Genomic DNA, 19,565 nt, shown 5'->3' on the forward strand with positions numbered 1-19,565 from the left:
TCTCGATCCCCCCTATCTTTGCTGCTGTGCAGCATAAGTCGCCGACCTTGGGAGGGGTCGCGGCACCGATGCCAGACCCTTCCTTAGGAGACGTCATGAAGTATATGGCCACCTACGACCTTATGGAAAGTGCGCGAAACACCCATGAATGGTTGGGAGCCTCGGCCCGAGCTTTTGCGAGTTATCCGCTTTTTGCAATGTCTATGAACCCGATGCTGCCGATGATGGCGGCTTGGGGCGATGTGGCAGAGCGCAGTTTCAGCCGGATGATTGCCAAGCCCGATTGGGGCATCCGCTCGATCGCGATGCCGGATGGGCAGGACCATTTGGTTGATGAAAAGATCGTGGTGGAACGGCCCTTTGGCAATCTGGTGCAGTTCTTCGTGCGCCGCCGGGCGCCGATGGCGCGGCGGGTGCTGCTGGTGGCGCCGATGTCGGGGCATTATGCGACATTGCTGCGCTCGACTGTGGCGAGCTTGCTGCCGGATGCTGATGTTTTCGTCACCGATTGGCACAATGCGCGCGACATTCCGGTGAGTGCCGGCAAGTTCGACGTGGAAGATTACACGCTTTATCTTGTTGATTTTATGCGGGAGCTCGGGCCGGACACCCATGTGATCGCCATTTGCCAGCCGGTGCCTTTGGCGCTTGCCGCAACGGCCTATCTCGCGGCGGAAGCGCCCGAAGCGCAGCCTCGGTCTTTGACCTTGATCGGTGGCCCGGTCGATCCCGATGCCGCCCCGACCGAGGTGACGGATTTTGGCCACCGGGTCACCATGGGCCAGCTGGAGCATATGGCGATCCAGCGCGTCGGCTTTAAGCACAAGGGCGCGGGGCGGTTGGTCTATCCGGGCCTGCTGCAACTCGCCGGCTTCATCTCGATGAATGCCGAGCGGCATTCGCGGGCTTTTGCCGAGCAAATTCTGCGCGTCGCCCAAGGTGAGGCGGGCGATCATGATGCGCATAATCGCTTCTATGATGAATATTTGGCCGTGATGGATATGACGGCCGAGTTCTATCTGACCACGGTCGAGCGGATTTTTAAGAATCGCGAGATTGCGCGCAATGTCTTCACCGTGGCGGGCAAGCGGGTGGATATTGGCGCGATCAGTGATGTTGCGGTGATGGTGGTCGAGGGCGAGAAGGATGACATCTCGGCCCCTGGGCAATGTATCGCGGCTTTGGATCTTTTGACCGGGGTGGATGAGGGCAAGAAGGCCAGCCATCTGGAGCCCGGCGCGGGGCATTACGGGATTTTCGCGGGCAAGAGCTGGCGGTTGAACATTCGGCCCTTGGTGCTGAACTTCATCGATGCCAATGCGGGCGGGCCGAAGGCGGGCAAAAAGCCTGCAGTGCGGTTGGCGGCCTCGAAATAAGGTTTTGGCTTTGTGCGAGCGGCCCCCTTTTCCGGGGGCCGTTTGCATTTCAAGGGGTTAGGATGCGGATTGGCGCTGCAGAACCTCATCAATCGCGGTGGCGATGAGGGCAAGGCAATCGGGCGTTGAGAAGCGGTGATCGGCGCCTTTGACCAAGGTCAGACGGATGTCGGACCCGCTGGCATGGTTGAGGAGCCGGGTCGCCACCTGCGGCAGCACATCTTTGTCAGCGGTGCCTTGCAGAAGGCGGGTCGGCATCGGCAGCGGCAGGGGCTGGTCGAAGACCCGCTGCTTGGCCCCATCATCGAAAAGCTTCTCGGTGAAGATATAGGGGTTATCGGCATATTCCGAAGGGATCTCAACCCGGCCCTTGGCGCGAACCTCGGTGCGCTGCGCCTCGGTCAGTTCTTCGTCCCAAGTGGTGGTGGTGAAATCAGGCGCGGCGGCAATGGTGACAAGGCCCGCGACACGCTGGGGCATTTCACGCGCAAGAAGAAGCGAGATCCAGCCGCCCATGGAAGAGCCGACCAGCACTTGCGGGCCTGTGGTCAAAGCGGTGATGACAGCGCGGGCATCGTCGCGCCAATCGCCGATGGAGCCGTCTTCGAAGGCGCCGTCCGAGACGCCATGACCGGAATAATCAAAGCGCAGGAAGCTGAGGCCTTTGCCGCGCGCCCAGTCCTCCAAGAACAGGGCCTTTGAGCCCTGCATGTCGGATTTAAAGCCGCCAAGGAAGACGACGCCGGGCGCTCCGGCTTGGGGGCTATGGTTATAGGCCAGACGGCGGCCCTGCGGCGAGGTGAGGTATTGGGTCATGGCTGGTTTCCTCTCTTGGTCCAAACCTAGCGGGGCGCGCTGCATTCTACCAGCGGGCAAGACTGGGGGCGCAGCGGGCGAGGTTTACCAAGCAGGGCAGGGGCTTGACGGCGCGTTACAGGCATCGCAAGACAGGTGCACATAACCCGCAACCGGGCGTTCAGTGGGCGCCAAACCGACGAGGATCCAGGCATATGGCCCAGATTTCCCTTACATTCCCCGATGGTAATATCCGCCACTATGAGGCGGGCGTCACCGCTGCTGAGGTGGCCGCTTCCATCGCGCCCTCTTTGGCCAAAGCCGCGATCTCGGCCCAGTTGAATGGCCAGCATTACGATCTGCAATGGCCGATCACGGCGGATGCCACGCTGTCGATCAATACGATGAAAGACGAAGGCCCGGCTTTGGAGCTGATCCGGCATGACTGCGCCCATATCATGGCGCGCGCCGTGCAAGAGATTTGGCCGGACGTGAAAGTCACCATCGGGCCGGTGCGCGATTACGGCTGGTTTTATGACTTTGACCGGGCGGAGCCTTTCACCCCGGAAGACCTTGGCCAGATTGAAGCCAAGATGAAGCAGATCATCAATGCCCGTGACCCGGTCCGCACCGAGGTTTGGGACCGCGCCCGCGCCATCGCCTATTACGAAGAGCGCGGCGAGCCCTATAAGGTTGAGCTGATCAACAAGATCCCCGAGGGCGAGGATCTGCGGATGTATTGGCATGGCGACTGGCAAGACCTTTGCCGGGGCCCGCATTTCCAGCACACCGGGCAAGTGCCGGCAGATGGGTTCAAGCTGACCCATGTCGCCGGGGCCTATTGGCTGGGCGATGCCTCGCGTCCGATGTTGCAACGGATCTATGGTCTGGCCTTCAAGAACCGCGAGGATCTTAAGGCGCATATGCATATGCTGGAAGAGGCCGCCAAGCGCGACCACCGCAGGCTGGGCCGGGAGATGAACCTCTTCCATATGCAAGAAGAGGCGCCGGGCCAGATCTTCTGGCATCCGAATGGCTGGACCATCTACACCACGCTGCAAGACTATATGCGCCGTCGCCAGCGCGCCGACGGCTATGTTGAGGTCAATACGCCTCAGGTGGTGAACCGGGTGCTGTGGGAGAAATCCGGGCATTGGGACAACTACCAAGACCATATGTTCATCGTCGAAGTGGATGAGGAGCATGCCCGCGAGAAGACGGTTAACGCGCTGAAGCCGATGAACTGCCCCTGCCATGTGCAGGTCTTCAACGTCGGCCTGAAGTCTTATCGCGATCTGCCGCTGCGGATGGCCGAGTTCGGCTCGTGCAGCCGTTATGAGCCTTCGGGCGCGCTGCATGGCATCATGCGGGTGCGCGGCTTCACGCAAGATGACGCGCATATCTTCTGCACCGAGGCGCAGATTGAGGCGGAATCGCTGAAGTTCATCACCTTCCTGTCGAAGGTCTATGCCGATCTGGGCTTCACCAAATGGCGCATCAAGCTTTCGACCCGGCCGGAAAAGCGGATCGGCAGCGATGAGTCTTGGGATTATGTCGAGGCCGCTTTGGCCAAGGCCGTCACGGCGGCGGGGCATAGCTATGAGATCTTCGAAGGCGAGGGCGCATTCTACGGGCCGAAGCTTGAGTTCGTGCTGACGGATGCGATCGGCCGGGATTGGCAATGCGGCACCTTGCAGGTGGACCCCAACCTGCCGGAGCGTCTCGACGCAAGTTACATCGGCGAGGATGGTGCCAAGCACCGCCCGGTCATGCTGCACCGCGCCTGCCTTGGCTCGTTTGAGCGCTTCATCGGCATCTTGATCGAAGATCACGCCGGCAAGCTGCCCTTCTGGCTGGCCCCGCGTCAGGTTGTGGTCGCCTCGATCGTCTCGGACGCTGATCCCTTCGTGGAAGAAGTGGTGACCGCGCTGACGCTGGCGGGCGTGCGGGCCGAGGCCGATATGCGCAACGAGAAGATCAACTACAAAGTGCGCGAGCATTCGGTCGGCAAAGTGCCGGTGATCTTGGCGATCGGCATGAAGGAAGTTGAAGAGCGCACGGTTTCCGTCCGTCGTCTGGGCGAGACCCGCACCGAGACGATGACTTTGGAGCAAGCCGTGGCCGAGTTTGGCCAATTGGCGCTGGCGCCTGATCTGGCCTAAGCTTTGGCGACGAAAGGTTAAGGATTGGCCGGGAAGGGTTTACCCTCTCCCGGCCTTTCTATGGAAACTTCTTTGAAGCCCGGGCGTTTGGCGCGAATTTTCTTCTGTGCTGTAGGGCTGGATAGGGCGTTTTGGGCGTTTTTCTCCAAACATCTTGATTTTGTTCTACGTTGCGGCATCATCTGTGGGTGAACCAGAGCTTAAAGCGGTGCCTTTCCTTGATCCGAAAGGCCCTGACCGGCCTGGGGGCTTTGACCTTGCGGTATGGTGCGGCAAGGCGTTCGGATGAGGGAGAAGGCGGAATGCCAACGGGCACCGTGAAGTGGTTCAACGCGACCAAAGGCTTTGGCTTTATTGCGCCGGATGACGGCGGCAACGATATCTTCGTGCATATCTCGGCGGTTGAGCGGGCCGGGCTGAAAGGCCTGAACGACAATCAGAAAATCAAATATGAGCTGTTGTCGGGCCGCGATGGTCGATCTTCGGCGGGTGATTTGGTGCTGCTTTAACCTTATACGCCCTTTGGCTGGCCATTGGGCAACAGGATAAGCAAACGGCGCGCAAGGGTTTTGCGCGCCGTTTTTCATTGGGGATCTGGGGGAGGGGCCTTAGCTGAGCGCTGCCTCGACCGAGGCGTCCCAGCCGAGATACCAGCGATCCGCCTTGATCACCGGGCGCTTCATCACGGTGGGCTGCGCCTTGATCTGATCCTCGGGGTCCGAGGCTTTCAGGAAATCACTGAAGGCGCGATAGGTGGTGGATTGCTTGTTCACGGCCTTGTCGCCGAATTCGCCGACGATCTCGGCAATCTCCGCCTCGGAGAGCGGATCTTTGCGGATGTCACGGAAGGTAACCTCCTTGCCCGCCGCCTCAAGGGTTTTGAGCGCACGCTTGCAGGTGTCACAGGTGGGGATGCCGTAGAGGATCATAGGTTTACTCGTGCTCTTGCAATTAACTTTGAGATCGCTTGCCCGTTCCGGACGTGTAATCGCGATTGATCAGTTCATCAGTTGAACGTGCATCAACAACGGTTCCCGCTGCACAATCTTAGATACGCTTGTATCCAAGGTTTGGGCCAACCATCAGCCCCATATCCCCTCAAATTCCCGCCATTCCCCTTTGGACATGCCGGAATCTTCCTGAGACACGGTCTCACCTTTAAGGCGACGCTTCAGCACTGCAATCGCCTTGGCCGAAAGCGTGGTGCCGCCCATGCGGTAATCCTCGAAGGCGGCAAAGGCCAAAGGCACCCAATCTTTCACCGTCGCCGCAATCGCATCGGCATAGACGCGGATTTCATATTGGGCATGGGCATCGGCGCGCAGGCGCAGGAAATGGAAGAGGTTGTGCAGATCGGTCTTCCAATACCATTGGGTGTAAATATTCATCGGCAGGTTCATTCGCGCCAATTCGCGCGCAAGCCCTTGTTGCGGCTCACCATCCGGGCCCTCTTGGCCCAGCATTTGCGCGTAATTGTCGTAAGAACTCGCCGCATCACGTTTGAGGGTTTCCAGCACCCGCGCCGCCTCGGCGCCTTCCAGCACCGCGCCGCGGCCTTGGTTGTTTACCGTGGATTGCGCGGCAAGCTGCGCCGGTTCGGGGATGTAGAACTCGCGATCAAGGATCGAATAGCGCGCGGAATATTCGTTCACATTGGCGGTGCGGTGGCGGATCCATTGCCGCGCCACGAAGACCGGGAGTTTGACGTGGAGCTTGACCTCGCACATCTCGAACGGGGTCGAGTGCCAGTGCCGCATCAGGTAGCGGATGAGGCCCTCGTCGTTCGACACATGTTTGGTGCCAGCGCCGTAAGAGACGCGGGCGGCCTGCACGATGGCGCTGTCGTCGCCCATATAGTCGATGACCCGGATGAAGCCGTGGTCGAGCACCGGATGGGCGCGGTAGAGATGTGCTTCCATGCCGGGCGAGGTGGCGCGCAGGGTTTGGCGCGGGTTGGCGCGGGCGGCCTCGATCTCGGCCAGCTGGTCAGGGGTAAGGGACATGGGCTTGGCCTTTCGATGGAACACGAGTCGGAGGCGACTGTATATGGGGGGAGCGGTTAGGGAAACCAGGTGGTGATGCCGACGGGGCACGCAGCGGCAAGGAAAATTGTAAACGCCTTCTTACCTTTGACTTTTGCTGCGCCGCGCCGCAAGTTTTGCCGACATTCAATTGATCGGGTGAGGATTTCTCGTGCACCGCATTTTATCTGCTATCTTTTGCGCGGGCCTGCTGGCTGGATGTGGCGGTAATCCTCTGGCCGATGGCGGCGGCGGTGGAGGCGGTGGTGGGGGCGGCGGTACCTCAACTATCCCGTTGGCGATCCGTGGCAATCTGCAAAGCGTGAACTATGATCCGGCGGGCGGTGGAGGTGCTGGGACGCTGACTGCGGTGATCGTGCCCTTGGACGCCAGCCCGATCACGGCGACTTTCACCCGTAATCCAAGTTTAGATACTCCCGGATTTAGGGCTTTTACATTCCGTGAGACCACTGCAAATCGCTATTTCGTCGCACTGCTGGCGCGTTCCGTTGATGGCGGGACGACTGCAGGGGTGGTCGGAAGCGCACAGTTCGCTGAGGTGGTCTGGGGCGCTAACTACACGGGCAGCAACTTCACGAAGCCCGTCAGCGGTGGACTTGCGACCTACCACGGCAATTACGCAGGCGTTCTGAATAAAGGTGTGGTGGCACCCGGTGGTGGCGGGGGCCAATTTGATGCAGTTCAAAATGACCGCGTGCAGGGCAAAGTCGTCGTGAACGCGGATTTCACCGACAACGCACTGGAAGGCGCGATCTACGAGCGGCAAAATGTCGATACGGGTGACACATATAATGACCTGTTGATGACAATCACAACGATCAAAGCGGACGGCACCTTCGAGGGTGATCTTGTTCATGAGCCAAGGGGACCCAATTTAGGCAGTTTTGCAGGTGCATTCGGGGGAGCAGGCGGATCGTCGGTAGCTGGTGGCGTTGACGCTAGTCTCGGTCCTGACTTGATAGAACGGGGTGTCTTCTTGGCTGAGAAATGCGTCATGGGCGATCCGCTGCCCTGTCCGCAGTGATCCGCCGGTTTCTTCGCGCCGCAGCTTTCGCCTGCCTTTGTCAGCCGTTGCCGGTGTTTCCGGCGGCGGCTGAGGCGCGAAGTGGGGCGGGTGAGCGGGCCGCTTTAGCGGCGGAGGCGGAGGCGGCTCTAGCGGCCGGTGAGATTGAGCTGGCACGGCTTTTGGCGCTGGCCGTGGTCGAGGATGAACCGAGAAACAGCCGCGCCTTAGCCGTCTTGGCAGCGGTTGGTCTGAGCCAGCAAGAGGCTGAGGCCGCGCGGGTTGTGGCCAAGCGCGCCTTCCGCTTTGGCAAAACCGAGCTGGAGCGCTTCACCGCGGCGCGGCTTGCGGCTAAGGCTTCGGCGGATCTCGACCAGTTTACCGCCTCGAAATATTGGCTCCGCCGGGCGCTGCACCTGGTCCCGAGTGAAGAGGCGCGCTCCGCCACCTTGCGCGATTATCAGACCTTGCGGCAAGGGAGCCGGGTGGTCGTCGATCTGGGCTTTAGCATCAAACCCTCGAGCAATGTGAACAGCGGGGCCGAGGATGCGCTTTTGACCGTGGATGGCGTGCCGACTTGGTTCTATTTCGACCGCAGTTCGATGGCTTTGTCGGGGGGCGAAGCGACGGCTAAGGTCGCGCTGCGCTACCGCTTGAAAGAGAGTGCCACGGCGCTGACCACGCTTGGCTTCAGCATCAGCGCCCGTGGGGTGGTTTTGTCGGATGAGGCGCGGGCGGCGGCCCCCGCGGCGCGCGGTTTGGATTTCGCGCATATGGCGGTGGATGGGCTTTTGACCCAGCAATGGCGGCTGGATGAGGGACAAGTGTTGAGCGCGGGCCTTACGGCCGGATCCATCTGGTTCGGAGGTGAGCCCTATGCCGACCGGCTGCGCGCGGAATTGGCGCTCTCGTCGCAGCATGGGCCTGCATTGCAGTCACGCATCGGCTTTTCTGTCGAGCAACAATGGCGTGCCTCGGGCGGTGCCGCCGATCGCGCCTTGGCGCTGGATCTGGGGCTGCAGAAGGCCTTGGCCTCGGGCGATGCGGTGGCATTGCGTTTGGAGCTTGGCCGGACCCTCTCGGAGGATCCCAATCAGCAAAGCCGGATGCTGGGCGCGAGCCTGCGCTATCGCCGGGGCGAGCCGGTCGCCGGGATGCGGCTTTCGGGCGGGCTGGATCTGAAGACGCGGGACTATCCGGTGTTTTTCAACGCGATCTTCAATGACAGCGGGCGGCAGGACCGCTCGGTCTCAGTCTCGGCGGATCTGGCGCTGCCGAAATGGGAGGTCTTTGGCTTTGAGCCGGTGCTTTCCTTGCAAGCAAGCCGGACGAAATCCAACGTCAGCCGCTACTCCGGTGATGGGGTCGGGATCGGTTTCGGGATCCAATCCTCTTTCTGAGGCTTTGTTACCATGGGCGGCGGCTTTCCCTTGTCGGGTTGGCAGGCTAGTCAGGGCAAAAAAGGAGTTCGCACATGACTTTACGCTATTTGCACACGATGGTTCGGGTGAAGGATCTGGAGGCCTCGATGGCCTTTTATCGGCTCTTGGGTTTGGAAGAGACCCGGCGGATGGACAATGAGAAGGGGCGATTTTCGCTGATCTTTATGGCGCCTCCCGGGCAGCCGGACTGCCCGGTTGAGTTGACCTATAACTGGGATGGCGATGATAAATTGCCGAGCGACAGCCGGCATTTTGGCCATTTGGCCTATGAGGTCGATGACATATACGCGGTTTGCGCGCATTTGCAGGCCAATGGCGTGGTGATCAACCGCCCGCCGCGCGACGGCTATATGGCTTTTGTGCGCTCTCCCGACAATGTCTCGATTGAGCTGTTGCAAAAGGGTGAGACTTTGGCACCGGCGGAGCCTTGGGCTTCGATGGAAAACACCGGGCATTGGTGAGGTAAGCGGCTGCTCTCGATGGGAGCAGCTCTCAACTGACAAGGAGGCCGGGGGGCAGCCCCCCGGACCCCCCGGAGTATTTGCCTCAAGATGAAAGGGGACGGGTGCTTTGGGTTAGAGCGACCAGAGAGTGAATTGGTCGGGGCCGAGGCTTTGGGTTTCGAGCCGCTTTAGTCTTGGGGCCTCGGATAGGGCGGTAAGGCCGAGGCGGCCCAGCGCTGCGGTGCCTTCGGCGCCGATCAGGCAACCGGCTTGGTAGAGAGCCAGTTCATCAACGAGATTGAGTGCGATGAGGCGGGCGGCGAGGGTGCCGCCGCCTTCGCAGAGGATACGGGTGACGCCTTCGGCGGCAAGGCGACGCAGCGCCTCGGTCAGGTTGAGATGGCCGTCAGCCTCGGGGCATTCGATCAGGCGGGCACCGGTGTCTGCCCAAGATTTGCGGGCAGCGTCAGGGGCTTGTGGGCCATGCAGCAGCCAGACGGGGTGGTCTTTGGCGCTGCGGCCAAGGCGGCTGTCGGCATTGTGGCGCAACTGGCTGTCGATCAGCAGGCGCAACGGCTGGTGGCGGGCGCCAAGGCCGCGGATGGTGAGGTCAGGGTCATCGGCGCAAGCGGTGCCGGAGCCCACGAGCACCGCATCATGCGTCATCCGCAGCATATGCACATGGGCGCGGGCCAGCGGGCCGGTAATCCAGCGGGAGTCGCCGGTGGCGGTGGCGATGCGGCCATCAAGCGTGGTGGCGAGCTTCAGCGTGACCAAGGGCAGGCCTTGGGTGACGCGTTTCAAAAAGCCCGCGTTAAGGCGTTGGGCTTCGGCGCTCAGGACGCCTTCGGCGACAGTGATCCCGGCGGCGCGCAACATGGCATGGCCGCGGCCGGCGACGCGCGCGTCAGGATCGGTGAGGGCGGTGACAACGCGGGCGACGCGGGCGCCGATCAAGCCTTTGGCGCAAGGAGGGGTTTTGCCGTGATGGGCGCAGGGCTCCAGCGTGACATAGGCGGTGGCGCCGCTCGCGTCTCCGGCTTGCGCCAAGGCCATGCGTTCGGCATGTGGGCGGCCGCCTTTTTGGGTGGTGCCACGGCCCAAAATCTGGCCGTCCTTCACGATCACGCAGCCCACCGAAGGGTTGGGCCAAGTCGTGCCCAAGCCCCGCGCGGCAAGGCGCAGGGCATGGGCCATATGGGTGATGTCGTCGCTCACTCTTCCGGCTTTTCCCCGGGGCGCAGCTCACTCACAAAGCGGTCAAAATCGTCGGCCGCCTGGAAGTTCTTGTAAACGCTAGCAAAGCGCACATAGGCCACGGTGTCGATCCGCGCGAGGCTTTCCATCACGATATCGCCGATTTGCTTCGAGGGGATATCGGTCTCGCCCAAGGATTCCAGCCGGCGCACGATGCCAGAGATCATCTGGTCGATCCGCTCGGGGTCAATCGGGCGTTTTTGCATGGCGATGCGAATGGCGCGCTCCAGCTTGTCGCGGTCAAAATCTTCGCGCTTGTTGGAGGATTTGATCACGACGAGATCGCGCAGTTGGACCCGTTCGTAGGTGGTGAAGCGTCCCCCGCAGGCCGGGCAGAAGCGCCGGCGCCGAATGGAGACATGATCCTCGGCCGGCCGAGAATCCTTCACCTGGGTGTCGATGTTGCCACAAAATGGGCAGCGCATTCGCCCCCTCCTCGCTTGTTGTAATTGGCCTGCCTCTAAGTCCGGGTGTGCCCCCGGTTCTTTGCACTGACTATAGAGGCGTGACAAGGATATGGGGAAGAAGGAAGTTGAGCCCCCAGCATATAGAGGCACAACTGTGGCGATAGAGACTCACGCCTGAGGGGGAGAGGGCCTTGCAGCCTAGTCGCAGCTCCAGGCCCAGGCTTGGTCAGCAAAGCTCCAGCATTGCCCATAAGCAACTTTGACGTCGTAGATAACGTCCAAAGATTGGCTGGCGCTGCCGGGATTGCAGGTGAGCGTGGTGAGCGTGGTCTCGCCCTGCCGCACGGTGACGCCAGCGGAAAGACCGCTTTGATCTTCGGGGTCGCGTTGGACCGAGGTCCAGACCTCGTAGCTGTGGCCATCATTGTAGAAGGTGACGTTCTCCCAAATCGCGCTGCCGACGCCGGGCCAGGGCTGGAAGTCCAGATCGGGGGTCGTCTCCCAAAGCGACAGGTCGGGTTTGCCTTTGCGGCCAAAGGTATAGGCAAAGACATCCGCGCGGTCATCGAAGCAGATTTGCAGCTGCTTTTTGCCGATCTGGCAGCTGAAAATCTCGGTATCGGCGCCGCAATCGGCAAGGGCGGCCGAGGGGAGAAGGGCCAAGGTCAGAAGCAAGGCGCGCATAAAAATGCCTGATATTCGAAGAAATGTTGAAAAAGGCCGCCCACGAGAGGCGGCCTTTGAAATGCGGATCTAGCCGAAGAGGCGGTCGCCCTGCTCGTCGATGAGCTGCTTGGCTTTGGATTGCGAGATTGCGACGGCTTGATTCAAAGAGGCCATCGTGTCGGCGCGGATCAGCTCGTGGGTTTTGCCGTCTTTTTCGATCTTGGCGGCGACGCGGAAATGGCCGCCTTCCTTGATTGGGTTCGGGGTGATGGAAAAGTCTTTGTAGGTCTCGGCCGCTGTGGCAGGGGCCGAAGCCGCAGAGGATTTTGAACCGAAAAGCCATGAAAACAGAGACATGCGGCCTCCTATGTCTCTTGCAGAACGAAAGCCAACCAGCGGTCGGCCATGTCGGCGTCGCTCAGGCGCAGGGTGACTTCGCCCGCTTTGGTCAGGCGGGCTTGGGCGAATTCTGCCATCGCAGCTTCCACGGTCAGCTTGCCGCGGCGCAGCTCGGGCTTGCGGATATAGGCCAGCACCCATTCGTCATTCGGCACGGCCGCGAAGCAGAACTCCTCACCGCGCAGAATGCGCAGGCTGTTGAGAAAGCCCTGCTCATGGGCGAGCAGCTCATAATCGGGATGGGCAGAGAAACGTTCGACCAAAACATCGAAGGCCGCTTGGGCCTTCGATGAAATGATTTCGTCACGCAATTCAGCGATTTGCATGGCCACGCTTACTGATCAAGGAAGCTGCGCAGCTTGCGCGAGCGGGACGGGTGTTTGAGCTTGCGCAAAGCCTTGGCTTCGATCTGGCGGATCCGTTCGCGGGTGACCGAGAACTGCTGGCCGACTTCTTCCAAAGTGTGATCGGTGTTCATGCCGATGCCGAAACGCATCCGCAGAACCCGCTCTTCGCGCGGCGTCAGCGAGGCCAGAACGCGGGTCGTGGTTTCCTTCAGGTTCTCCTGAATGGCGGAATCCAGCGGCAGGATCGCGTTTTTGTCTTCGATGAAGTCGCCGAGTTGGCTGTCTTCTTCGTCGCCGATCGGAGTTTCCAGCGAGATCGGTTCCTTGGCGATCTTCATCACCTTGCGAACCTTCTCCAGCGGCATTTGCAGCTTTTCGGCCAGTTCTTCCGGGGTCGGCTCGCGGCCGATCTCGTGCAGCATCTGGCGACCGGTACGCACCAGCTTGTTGATCGTCTCGATCATATGCACCGGAATCCGGATGGTGCGGGCCTGATCGGCGATCGAGCGGGTGATGGCCTGACGGATCCACCATGTTGCATAAGTGCTAAACTTATAGCCGCGACGATATTCGAACTTATCCACGGCCTTCATCAGGCCGATGTTACCTTCCTGAATAAGATCAAGGAATTGCAGGCCGCGGTTCGTGTATTTCTTGGCGATGGAGATCACGAGCCGGAGGTTCGCTTCTACCATTTCCTTCTTGGCCTGACGGGCTTCTTTCTCGCCCTTCTGGACCTGATTCACGATGCGGCGGAATTCGCCGATATCCACGCCGATATATTGGCCGACCTGCGCCATCTCATTGCGCAGCTCTTCAATCGCGGGGCGCGATTTTTCCATCAGCACTTGCCAGCCGCGGCCCGATTTATCGGCCATACGGTCCAGCCAGGACGGATCCAGCTCATAGCCCTGATAGGCGTCGATGAATTCGCGGCGGTTGATGCGGGCGTTATCGGCCAGCTTCACCATGCCCGAGTTGATCGACATGATCCGCTTGTTGATGCCGTAGAGCTGGTCGATCAGCGCCTCGATCCGGCTGTTGTTCAGGTGCAACTCGTTCACCAGCAACACGATTTCCGAACGCAGCTTTTGGTAAGCCGCCTCTTCCGTGGTGCTGAACCGGCTGGACGAAGACAAAGCGGCATTCATCCGGCTTTGCTGCATCTCGGCCAGATTGGCATAGTCGCGCGCGATGATTTCCAAGGTTTCCAGAACCTTGGGCTTCAGCGCCGCTTCCATCGCAGCCAGCGACATGTTCGAGGCTTCATCATCCTCGTCATCGCTTTCTTCGCGCATCAAAGGATTGCCGTCGGCATCCATCTCCGGCTCATCGCCGCTGGACGAGGGCCGCGGGGCAGGGCCGCCCACTGCCATCTCGTCGAGATTGGGGCCGTCCATATCTTCTTCGCCGTCCAAGGAGCGGCCGAAGGTCGCTTCCAAGTCGATGACGTCGCGCAGAAGGATGTCTTCCGACAAAAGTTCGTCGCGCCAAATGGTGATGGCTTGGAAGGTCAGCGGGCTTTCGCAAAGCCCGGCGATCATCGTATTGCGGCCGGCCTCGATCCGCTTGGCGATGGCGATCTCGCCCTCGCGGCTGAGAAGCTCAACCGAGCCCATCTCACGCAGATACATCCGCACCGGGTCATCGGTGCGGTCGAGCGTCTCGGTCGTGGCGCCAGCCAATGCGACCTCACGAGAGCCAGAGCCGGTCTCGACCAGATCGCCGGTCAGAGCGGGTTCACCCTCTTCGACCTCTTCGTCTTCGATGACGTTGATGCCCATTTCCGAGAGCATCGACATGACATCCTCGATCTGTTCCGAGGACACCTGTTCAGGCGGCATATGCTGGTTCAGCTGGTCGTAAGTGATGTAGCCGCGCTCTTTGGCGTCGGCGATCATCTTCTTAACGGCTGCCTGGCTCATATCCAGCGAGACATCCGCTTCGTCGGTGTCAGGCTTGGAATCGTCGGCGTCCTTGAGGGCCATGCTTGCTCCTGCAGGTGCGAATCAGTTCGGGCTTTGGGATCAATACCGCGAATCATGGACGAGGGCATCCCGAATCACCCCCGATTACGCGGCATTCTGTTGGCTAAATGACGGAAAACTCGCGAATCATACGTTCTCAGTCCCTTGAGCGGCCTCCGCGGGTGAAGTCGATCTCCGCGTCCATCTTGCGTTTGCGTTCCAACTCTTCACGATCCAGCTCAATTCCATTGGAGGCGAGAATCGCCTCGGTCTTTTGTTCCTGCGGGCCGCGGGCGGCCGAGAGGCGTGCTTCGGCGGCCTTGCCAAGGCGCCAAGTCAGGCCCTCATCGACCAGACCTTCTACGTCTTTTTCGGCCTCGGCCAGTTCGGCCTGATGCGCGCGATCAGCTTGCAGCCGCGCCAGCGCCTCTTCGACGCAGGCGGCGGCGAATTCTTCATCGGCCTGGGGGTCCGGGCGCGGTCGCAAGGCGGGGCTGATCCGGACATGGGGATTTTGCAAGAGCCGGTCAAGGGCCTCTGGACTGTCGGCACGCACAAGGTCCGAGCAATCAGGGGCATGGCCGTGGGTCAAAACAAGGCTCAGCAGACGGTTGCGGTCGTCCGAGCTGAATTCGATCCGCTCAAGGGCGGTCTCAAAACGGGGGATCAGCTGCGGCAAGCGCAAAAGCGTGGCCAGAATGACCGCCTCGCGCAGGGCATTGGCGGGCTCGGTGGCGGTGGTGATGTAAGAGGCGCGGGCACTTTCGGTGGGCATCGGCTCGGGCGCCGCGCGCTTTTGGCCCGGCTTCCAAGGGCGCTCTTGCCGCGGCGGGCGGGCCGGGCGCTCTTGCCGCGCGGGGCGTGCAGGCTTTGCCGGCTCAAAGGACGGCATCTCAATTTCGATGTCGCGCGGATCATAGCCCCAGTCTGGGCCTTCGGCCTGCCATGCGCGGTCGTCTTCAGGATAGCTGGACGGTGGCGGCGCCCAGTCGCGATCGTCCATCGGGGCGCTGTATGGCGCATTGCGCGGAGCGGCTTGCCCCCAGCGCGGCGCATCGCCACGACGGCCAATCGTCTGATCGAGCAGGGTGGAAAGCTCGTCTGCGTAATAGCCGCGGATGACCGGATCCTTGATCTTGTCGATCGATTGGCCAAGGGCGACTTCCAAAGCCGCCTTCCGCTCGGGGCTGTCGAAGACCTTGGCTTCGGTCTCGCGCTGCCAAATCAGCCGCACCATCGGCTGTGCGGCATCCAAGACCTGCTGCATGGCGGCGGGGCCTTGGGCTTGCAAAAGGTCATCTGGGTCTTGGCCGTCGGGCAGCAAAGCAAAGCGCAAAGCCTTGCCGGCTTCAAGCAGCGGCAGGGCCAGATCGACCACGCGGAGCCCGGCGCGAATACCGGCCTTATCGCCGTCCAAAGCGATCACGGGTTCATTCGAGATCCGCCAAATCAGCCGCAGCTGATCTTCCGTGACGGCCGTGCCCAAAGGCGCGACGGCGGCGGTGAAACCGGCCTCGGAAAGCGCGATCACATCCATATAGCCTTCGGCCACGATGAGCCGCTGGCCCTTGCCCGCCGCTTCCCGCGCGGGGGAGAGGTTAAAGAGGTTGCGGCCCTTGTCGAAAAGCTCGGTCTCGGGGCCGTTGAGGTATTTCGCCCGGGCATTGGGATCGAGACTGCGGCCGCCAAGGCTGATCGCCCGGCCCCGCGCATCGCGGATCGGAAAGATGATGCGGCTGTGGAAGCGGTCGTAAAACCGGCCAGAGTCGGTCTTGGCCACGACGCCCGAGGCGACCATGAGCTCATGGCTGATCCCCTTTGCCGCCAAAGCCTCGATCACCGCTTGTGCGTTGTCCGGGGCCCAGCCAATGCCCCAACGCTCCCAAGCGGGCTCGCCCAAGCGGCGTTTTTCGGTCAGGTATTTTCGCGCTGCCGCCCCGGCACCGGTCTTCAGCTGGAGGCGGTAGAATTTGATCGCCTCTTCGACGACCTCGGCCAGCTGCGTGCGCCGATCGGCTTTTTCCGCCGCGCGCGGATCGCGGGCGGGCATGGTCATGCCAGCCTCACGGGCCAGCTCTTCCACGGCCTCCATGAAGGAAAGGTTGCCGTTTTCCTTGATGAAGGTCAGCGCATCGCCTTTGGCCTGACAGCCAAAACAATAGTAAAACCCCTTGCGGTCATCGACATGGAAAGAGGCGGATTTTTCCTGATGGAACGGGCAGGGTGACCACCAATCGCCTTTGGCCATATTGGATTTGCGCATGTCCCACGTGACCTTCCGACCAACAACGGCGGAAAGCGAAACGCGGCTGCGCAGCTCGTCAAGGAATCCCGGTGGCAAAGACATGGGTCAGATATGGGCTTTTGCGGCGCCTCTGTCGAGAGTTGACGCAAGGGGCCGTGAAGGTGGTGGCTGTGGATAGTTATGAGATGAAAGATGAGTATTTAGATCAAGATGAAGGGGCTTTCATCTTGACCCAAATACTCCGGGGGGCGTCCATTGAGTTCGCCATTGGTTCGAGAACCAATGGACGACGGGGCTGGCCCCCGCTCTTCGTTCCGGCCCTCGCCCCTTGCTTAAAAACCAAGCCGGTCGCGCATGGAATACCAGCTCATCGCGGCGACGAGGAGCGGCCAGCGCAAGAGGGCGCCGCCGGGGAAGCGGCTTTGCGGCAGTTGTGCCATCACATCGAACCCGGCCGAGCGGCCAGCGGCGGCTTCGGCCATCAGCTTGCCGGCAAGGCTTGCCAGCGCCACGCCGTGCCCCGAATAGCCCGAGGCGGAAAGCACATTGGGCTGAGGGCTGGTGAAGCAGGGCATGCGGTTCAGCGTGATCGCCAAAGTGCCGCCCCAAGCATAGTCGATCTTGGTGTCTTTGAGTTGAGGATAGACCTCAAGCATCGGTTTCGACACGGTTTTCACCAAGTCAGGGAAGCGGTAGCCATAGCTTTCGCCGCCGCCGAAAAGGAGGCGATTGTCGGAAGAGAGCCGCCAGTAATTCACCACGAATTTGGTGTCATGCACCGCGATCGGGCGGGACAGCACATCTTTCGCGCGATCCCCCAAAGGCTCGGTCGCAAGGATGAAGTTGTTGATCGGCATGACATTTGCCGCGATCTTCGGCTCTAGCCCGCCGAGATAGCCATTGCCCGCCAAAAGCACGGTGCCGCAGGTGACCACGCCCGAGGCGGTGACGACTTGCGGCTTTGGACCTTGGCGGATCTCGAGCACCTCACTGCCTTCATGGAGCCGCGCGCCCGCGGCGCTGGCCGCTTTGGCAAGGCCGATCGCATAGTTCAGCGGATGGATATGGGCCCCGCCGTGATCGATCTCGCCGCCTTTGTAGACGGGCGAGCCGATCAGGGCGCGGATGCCGTTTTGATCCAAAGGCTCAATCTGGTCATAGCCGTAATCACGCTGAAGTTTCTCAGCATAATCATGGGTATGGCGGACCTCGGCCTCACTCCAGCAGGCATGCGCGATGCCGGGTTTCCAATCGGTGCCGGGCATAGCGTGGCGCTGGATAAGGTCATGCACCAAGGCTTTGGCGTCTTGCGCAAGGGTCCAAAGCTGCTGCGCCGCCTCGCGCCCCACGGCCTTTTCGACCCAGATCTGGTCCTGCCGCTGGCCCGATCCGACCTGCCCGCCATTGCGCCCCGAGGCGCCAAAGCCGACGCGATGCGCCTCGAGCAGGATCACCGACAGGCCCTTTTCGGCGGCATGTAACGCCGCCGAAAGCCCGGTGTAACCGCCGCCGACGATGCAGATATCGGCCGTAGCCTCGCCCTGCAAAGGGGCGAAGCGGTGCAGCGGCTCGGCAGTCGCGGCATAGTAGCTGGGCGGGTATTCCCCCGCCCGGTCATTGGCGTGCAAAAGGTTCAATGCCATCAGACGTTCAAGAGCAGATGCTCACGCTCCCAAGGTGAGATGACTTGCAGGAACTCTTTGTATTCGTTCCGTTTTACCGAGTCGTAGACCTTGCAGAAATCGACGCCCACCACTTCTTGCAGCGCGACATCTTCTTCCAAAAGATCCAAAGCATCGCCCAAAGTCGCGGGGATATCTTCGGAGTCGATATAGGCCGATCCGGTGAACTCGGCACGCGGTTGGGTCTTATTGATCAGCCCCAAATAGCCGCAAGCCAGGGTCGAGGCGATGCCGAGATAGGGGTTGCAATCCATCCCCGGCAAGCGGTTTTCGACCCGCCGTGCGGCCGAGCCTGAGATCGGGATGCGCAGGCCGGTGGTGCGGTTGTCGCGGCCCCATTCAAGGTTAATGGGGGCGGCAAAATCCGGCACATAGCGGCGGTAGCTGTTCACGTAAGGCGCGAAGAGCGCCACGGCGGCGCCAAGGTGCTTTTGCATCCCGCCGATGAAATGGAAGAACTCTTCCGTTTCAACGCCTTTCGGCCCGGCAAAGATGTTCTTGCCAGTCTTCAGATCCACCACCGATGTATGGATATGCATGGCCGAGCCCGGCTCATCCGCGATCGGCTTGGCCATGAAGGTGGCAAAGCAATCGTGGCGCAAAGCGGCCTCGCGGATCAGACGTTTGAAGAAGAAGACCTCATCGGCCAGACGGATCGGATCGCCATGGGCAAGGTTCAGCTCAATCTGACCGGCACCGCCTTCTTGCAAGATGCCATCGATTTCAAGGCCTTGCGCCTCGGCAAAGTCGTAGATGTCGTCGATGACCTTGCCATATTCATCCACTGCGGAAAGCGAATAGGCCTGTTTGCCCGCCGCGCGGCGGCCCGAACGGCCCATCGGCGGGATCACCGGCTGGTTAGGGTCGATGTTGCGCGCGGTCAGGAAAAACTCCATCTCGGGCGCGACCACTGGCTTCCAGCCTTGTGCGGCGTAAAGGTCAACGATCTTGCGCAGCACGTTGCGCGGCGAGAAGGGCACCAGATTGCCCCTTTGATCCTTGGCATCATGGATCACCTGCAAGGTGATATCGGCGGTCCAAGGGGCGGCGGTGGCGGTGGTCCAATCCGGCTCAAGGATCATATCCGGTTCGGTGAACGCATCGAAGGGGCTGTCGGCCCATTCCCCGGTGATGGTTTGCAAAAAGATCGAGTTGGGCAGGAAGTAGTTGGTTTGCTTGGCAAACTTCGCGGCCGGCATCGCCTTGCCGCGGGCCACACCGGCAATGTCGCCGATGACGCATTCCACTTCATCCACGCGGCGATCGCCGATGTAATTGCGCGCTGCCTCGGGCAGCTTGTCGGTCCATTTGGACATGTGTCACACGTTGGTT

Annotated in this window: 18 protein-coding genes; 6 read left to right on the top strand and 12 right to left on the bottom strand. The window is 61.0% G+C overall.

The window, feature by feature from the left end:
- The first annotated feature begins 95 nt into the window (after positions 1-95).
- Positions 96-1,376: a polyhydroxyalkanoate depolymerase gene (gene phaZ / locus Q9295_RS05025; RefSeq protein WP_306679417.1), complete on the top strand. Its 1,281-nt coding sequence runs from the start codon at positions 96-98 to the stop codon at positions 1,374-1,376.
- Positions 1,377-1,433: 57 nt separating this feature from the next.
- Here the strand turns inward: phaZ and Q9295_RS05030 are convergent, their stop codons facing one another.
- Positions 1,434-2,192, bottom strand: a complete 759-nt coding sequence (locus tag Q9295_RS05030; RefSeq protein ID WP_306679418.1) for an alpha/beta hydrolase — start codon at positions 2,190-2,192, stop codon at positions 1,434-1,436.
- 194 nt (positions 2,193-2,386) lie between these two features.
- Between Q9295_RS05030 and thrS the strand changes: the two genes are divergently transcribed.
- Positions 2,387-4,333, top strand: a complete 1,947-nt coding sequence (thrS, locus tag Q9295_RS05035) for a threonine--tRNA ligase (RefSeq protein WP_306679419.1) — start codon at positions 2,387-2,389, stop codon at positions 4,331-4,333.
- Positions 4,334-4,635: 302 nt separating this feature from the next.
- Positions 4,636-4,842, top strand: coding sequence for a cold-shock protein (locus tag Q9295_RS05040; RefSeq protein ID WP_306679420.1), 207 nt, complete (start codon positions 4,636-4,638; stop codon positions 4,840-4,842).
- Positions 4,843-4,941: 99 nt separating this feature from the next.
- Here Q9295_RS05040 and Q9295_RS05045 read toward each other — a convergent pair whose 3' ends face one another.
- Together Q9295_RS05045 and thyX are read right to left on the bottom strand one after the other, a co-directional pair.
- Positions 4,942-5,262 (bottom strand): arsenate reductase family protein, encoded by a 321-nt coding sequence (locus Q9295_RS05045; RefSeq protein WP_306679421.1) that lies wholly within the window; start codon positions 5,260-5,262, stop codon positions 4,942-4,944.
- Positions 5,263-5,415: 153 nt separating this feature from the next.
- Entirely contained in the window at positions 5,416-6,336 is a 921-nt protein-coding gene (gene thyX, locus Q9295_RS05050) for an FAD-dependent thymidylate synthase (protein ID WP_306679422.1), read from the bottom strand.
- Between the two features lie 190 nt (positions 6,337-6,526).
- On the opposite strand from thyX, the gene Q9295_RS05055 reads away from it, so the two are divergent.
- The 3 genes from Q9295_RS05055 (at position 6,527) to Q9295_RS05065 (ending at position 9,281) form a co-directional block, all read left to right on the top strand.
- Positions 6,527-7,399: a hypothetical protein gene (locus tag Q9295_RS05055; RefSeq protein ID WP_306679423.1), complete on the top strand. Its 873-nt coding sequence runs from the start codon at positions 6,527-6,529 to the stop codon at positions 7,397-7,399.
- Positions 7,400-7,452: 53 nt separating this feature from the next.
- Positions 7,453-8,778 (top strand): surface lipoprotein assembly modifier, encoded by a 1,326-nt coding sequence (locus Q9295_RS05060; RefSeq protein ID WP_306679598.1) that lies wholly within the window; start codon positions 7,453-7,455, stop codon positions 8,776-8,778.
- Between the two features lie 74 nt (positions 8,779-8,852).
- Positions 8,853-9,281 carry a VOC family protein gene (locus Q9295_RS05065; RefSeq protein WP_306679424.1) on the top strand — a complete coding sequence of 143 codons (429 nt, stop codon included), beginning with the start codon at positions 8,853-8,855 and terminating at the stop codon, positions 9,279-9,281.
- 114 nt (positions 9,282-9,395) lie between these two features.
- On the opposite strand, the gene ribD is transcribed toward Q9295_RS05065, so the two are convergent.
- The 9 genes from ribD to Q9295_RS05110 form a co-directional block, all read right to left on the bottom strand.
- Entirely contained in the window at positions 9,396-10,481 is a 1,086-nt protein-coding gene (ribD, locus tag Q9295_RS05070; protein WP_373457426.1) for a bifunctional diaminohydroxyphosphoribosylaminopyrimidine deaminase/5-amino-6-(5-phosphoribosylamino)uracil reductase RibD, read from the bottom strand.
- Complete coding sequence (gene nrdR, locus Q9295_RS05075; RefSeq protein WP_306679425.1) at positions 10,478-10,945, bottom strand: transcriptional regulator NrdR; 468 nt, start codon at positions 10,943-10,945, stop codon at positions 10,478-10,480. The genes ribD and nrdR overlap by 4 nt, the downstream gene beginning before the upstream one ends.
- A gap of 180 nt (positions 10,946-11,125) precedes the next feature.
- Entirely contained in the window at positions 11,126-11,611 is a 486-nt protein-coding gene (locus Q9295_RS05080) for a hypothetical protein (protein ID WP_306679426.1), read from the bottom strand.
- 69 nt (positions 11,612-11,680) lie between these two features.
- Positions 11,681-11,950 (bottom strand): HlyU family transcriptional regulator, encoded by a 270-nt coding sequence (locus Q9295_RS05085; protein ID WP_306679427.1) that lies wholly within the window; start codon positions 11,948-11,950, stop codon positions 11,681-11,683.
- 8 nt (positions 11,951-11,958) lie between these two features.
- Positions 11,959-12,318: a hypothetical protein gene (locus Q9295_RS05090; RefSeq protein ID WP_306679428.1), complete on the bottom strand. Its 360-nt coding sequence runs from the start codon at positions 12,316-12,318 to the stop codon at positions 11,959-11,961.
- A gap of 8 nt (positions 12,319-12,326) precedes the next feature.
- Positions 12,327-14,327, bottom strand: coding sequence for an RNA polymerase sigma factor RpoD (gene rpoD, locus Q9295_RS05095; RefSeq protein WP_306679429.1), 2,001 nt, complete (start codon positions 14,325-14,327; stop codon positions 12,327-12,329).
- A gap of 136 nt (positions 14,328-14,463) precedes the next feature.
- Entirely contained in the window at positions 14,464-16,653 is a 2,190-nt protein-coding gene (gene dnaG / locus Q9295_RS05100) for a DNA primase (protein WP_306679430.1), read from the bottom strand.
- Between the two features lie 230 nt (positions 16,654-16,883).
- The gene (locus Q9295_RS05105) at positions 16,884-18,188 is read right to left on the bottom strand and encodes an NAD(P)/FAD-dependent oxidoreductase (protein ID WP_306679600.1); all 1,305 of its coding nucleotides are present in this window, start codon (positions 18,186-18,188) and stop codon (positions 16,884-16,886) included.
- Between the two features lie 5 nt (positions 18,189-18,193).
- Positions 18,194-19,549 carry a glutamine synthetase family protein gene (locus Q9295_RS05110; RefSeq protein ID WP_306679431.1) on the bottom strand — a complete coding sequence of 452 codons (1,356 nt, stop codon included), beginning with the start codon at positions 19,547-19,549 and terminating at the stop codon, positions 18,194-18,196.
- Positions 19,550-19,565 lie beyond the last annotated feature (16 nt).

This window comes from Pseudogemmobacter lacusdianii, from assembly GCF_030848395.1.
GTDB classification, from domain to species: Bacteria; Pseudomonadota; Alphaproteobacteria; order Rhodobacterales; family Rhodobacteraceae; genus Pseudogemmobacter; species Pseudogemmobacter lacusdianii.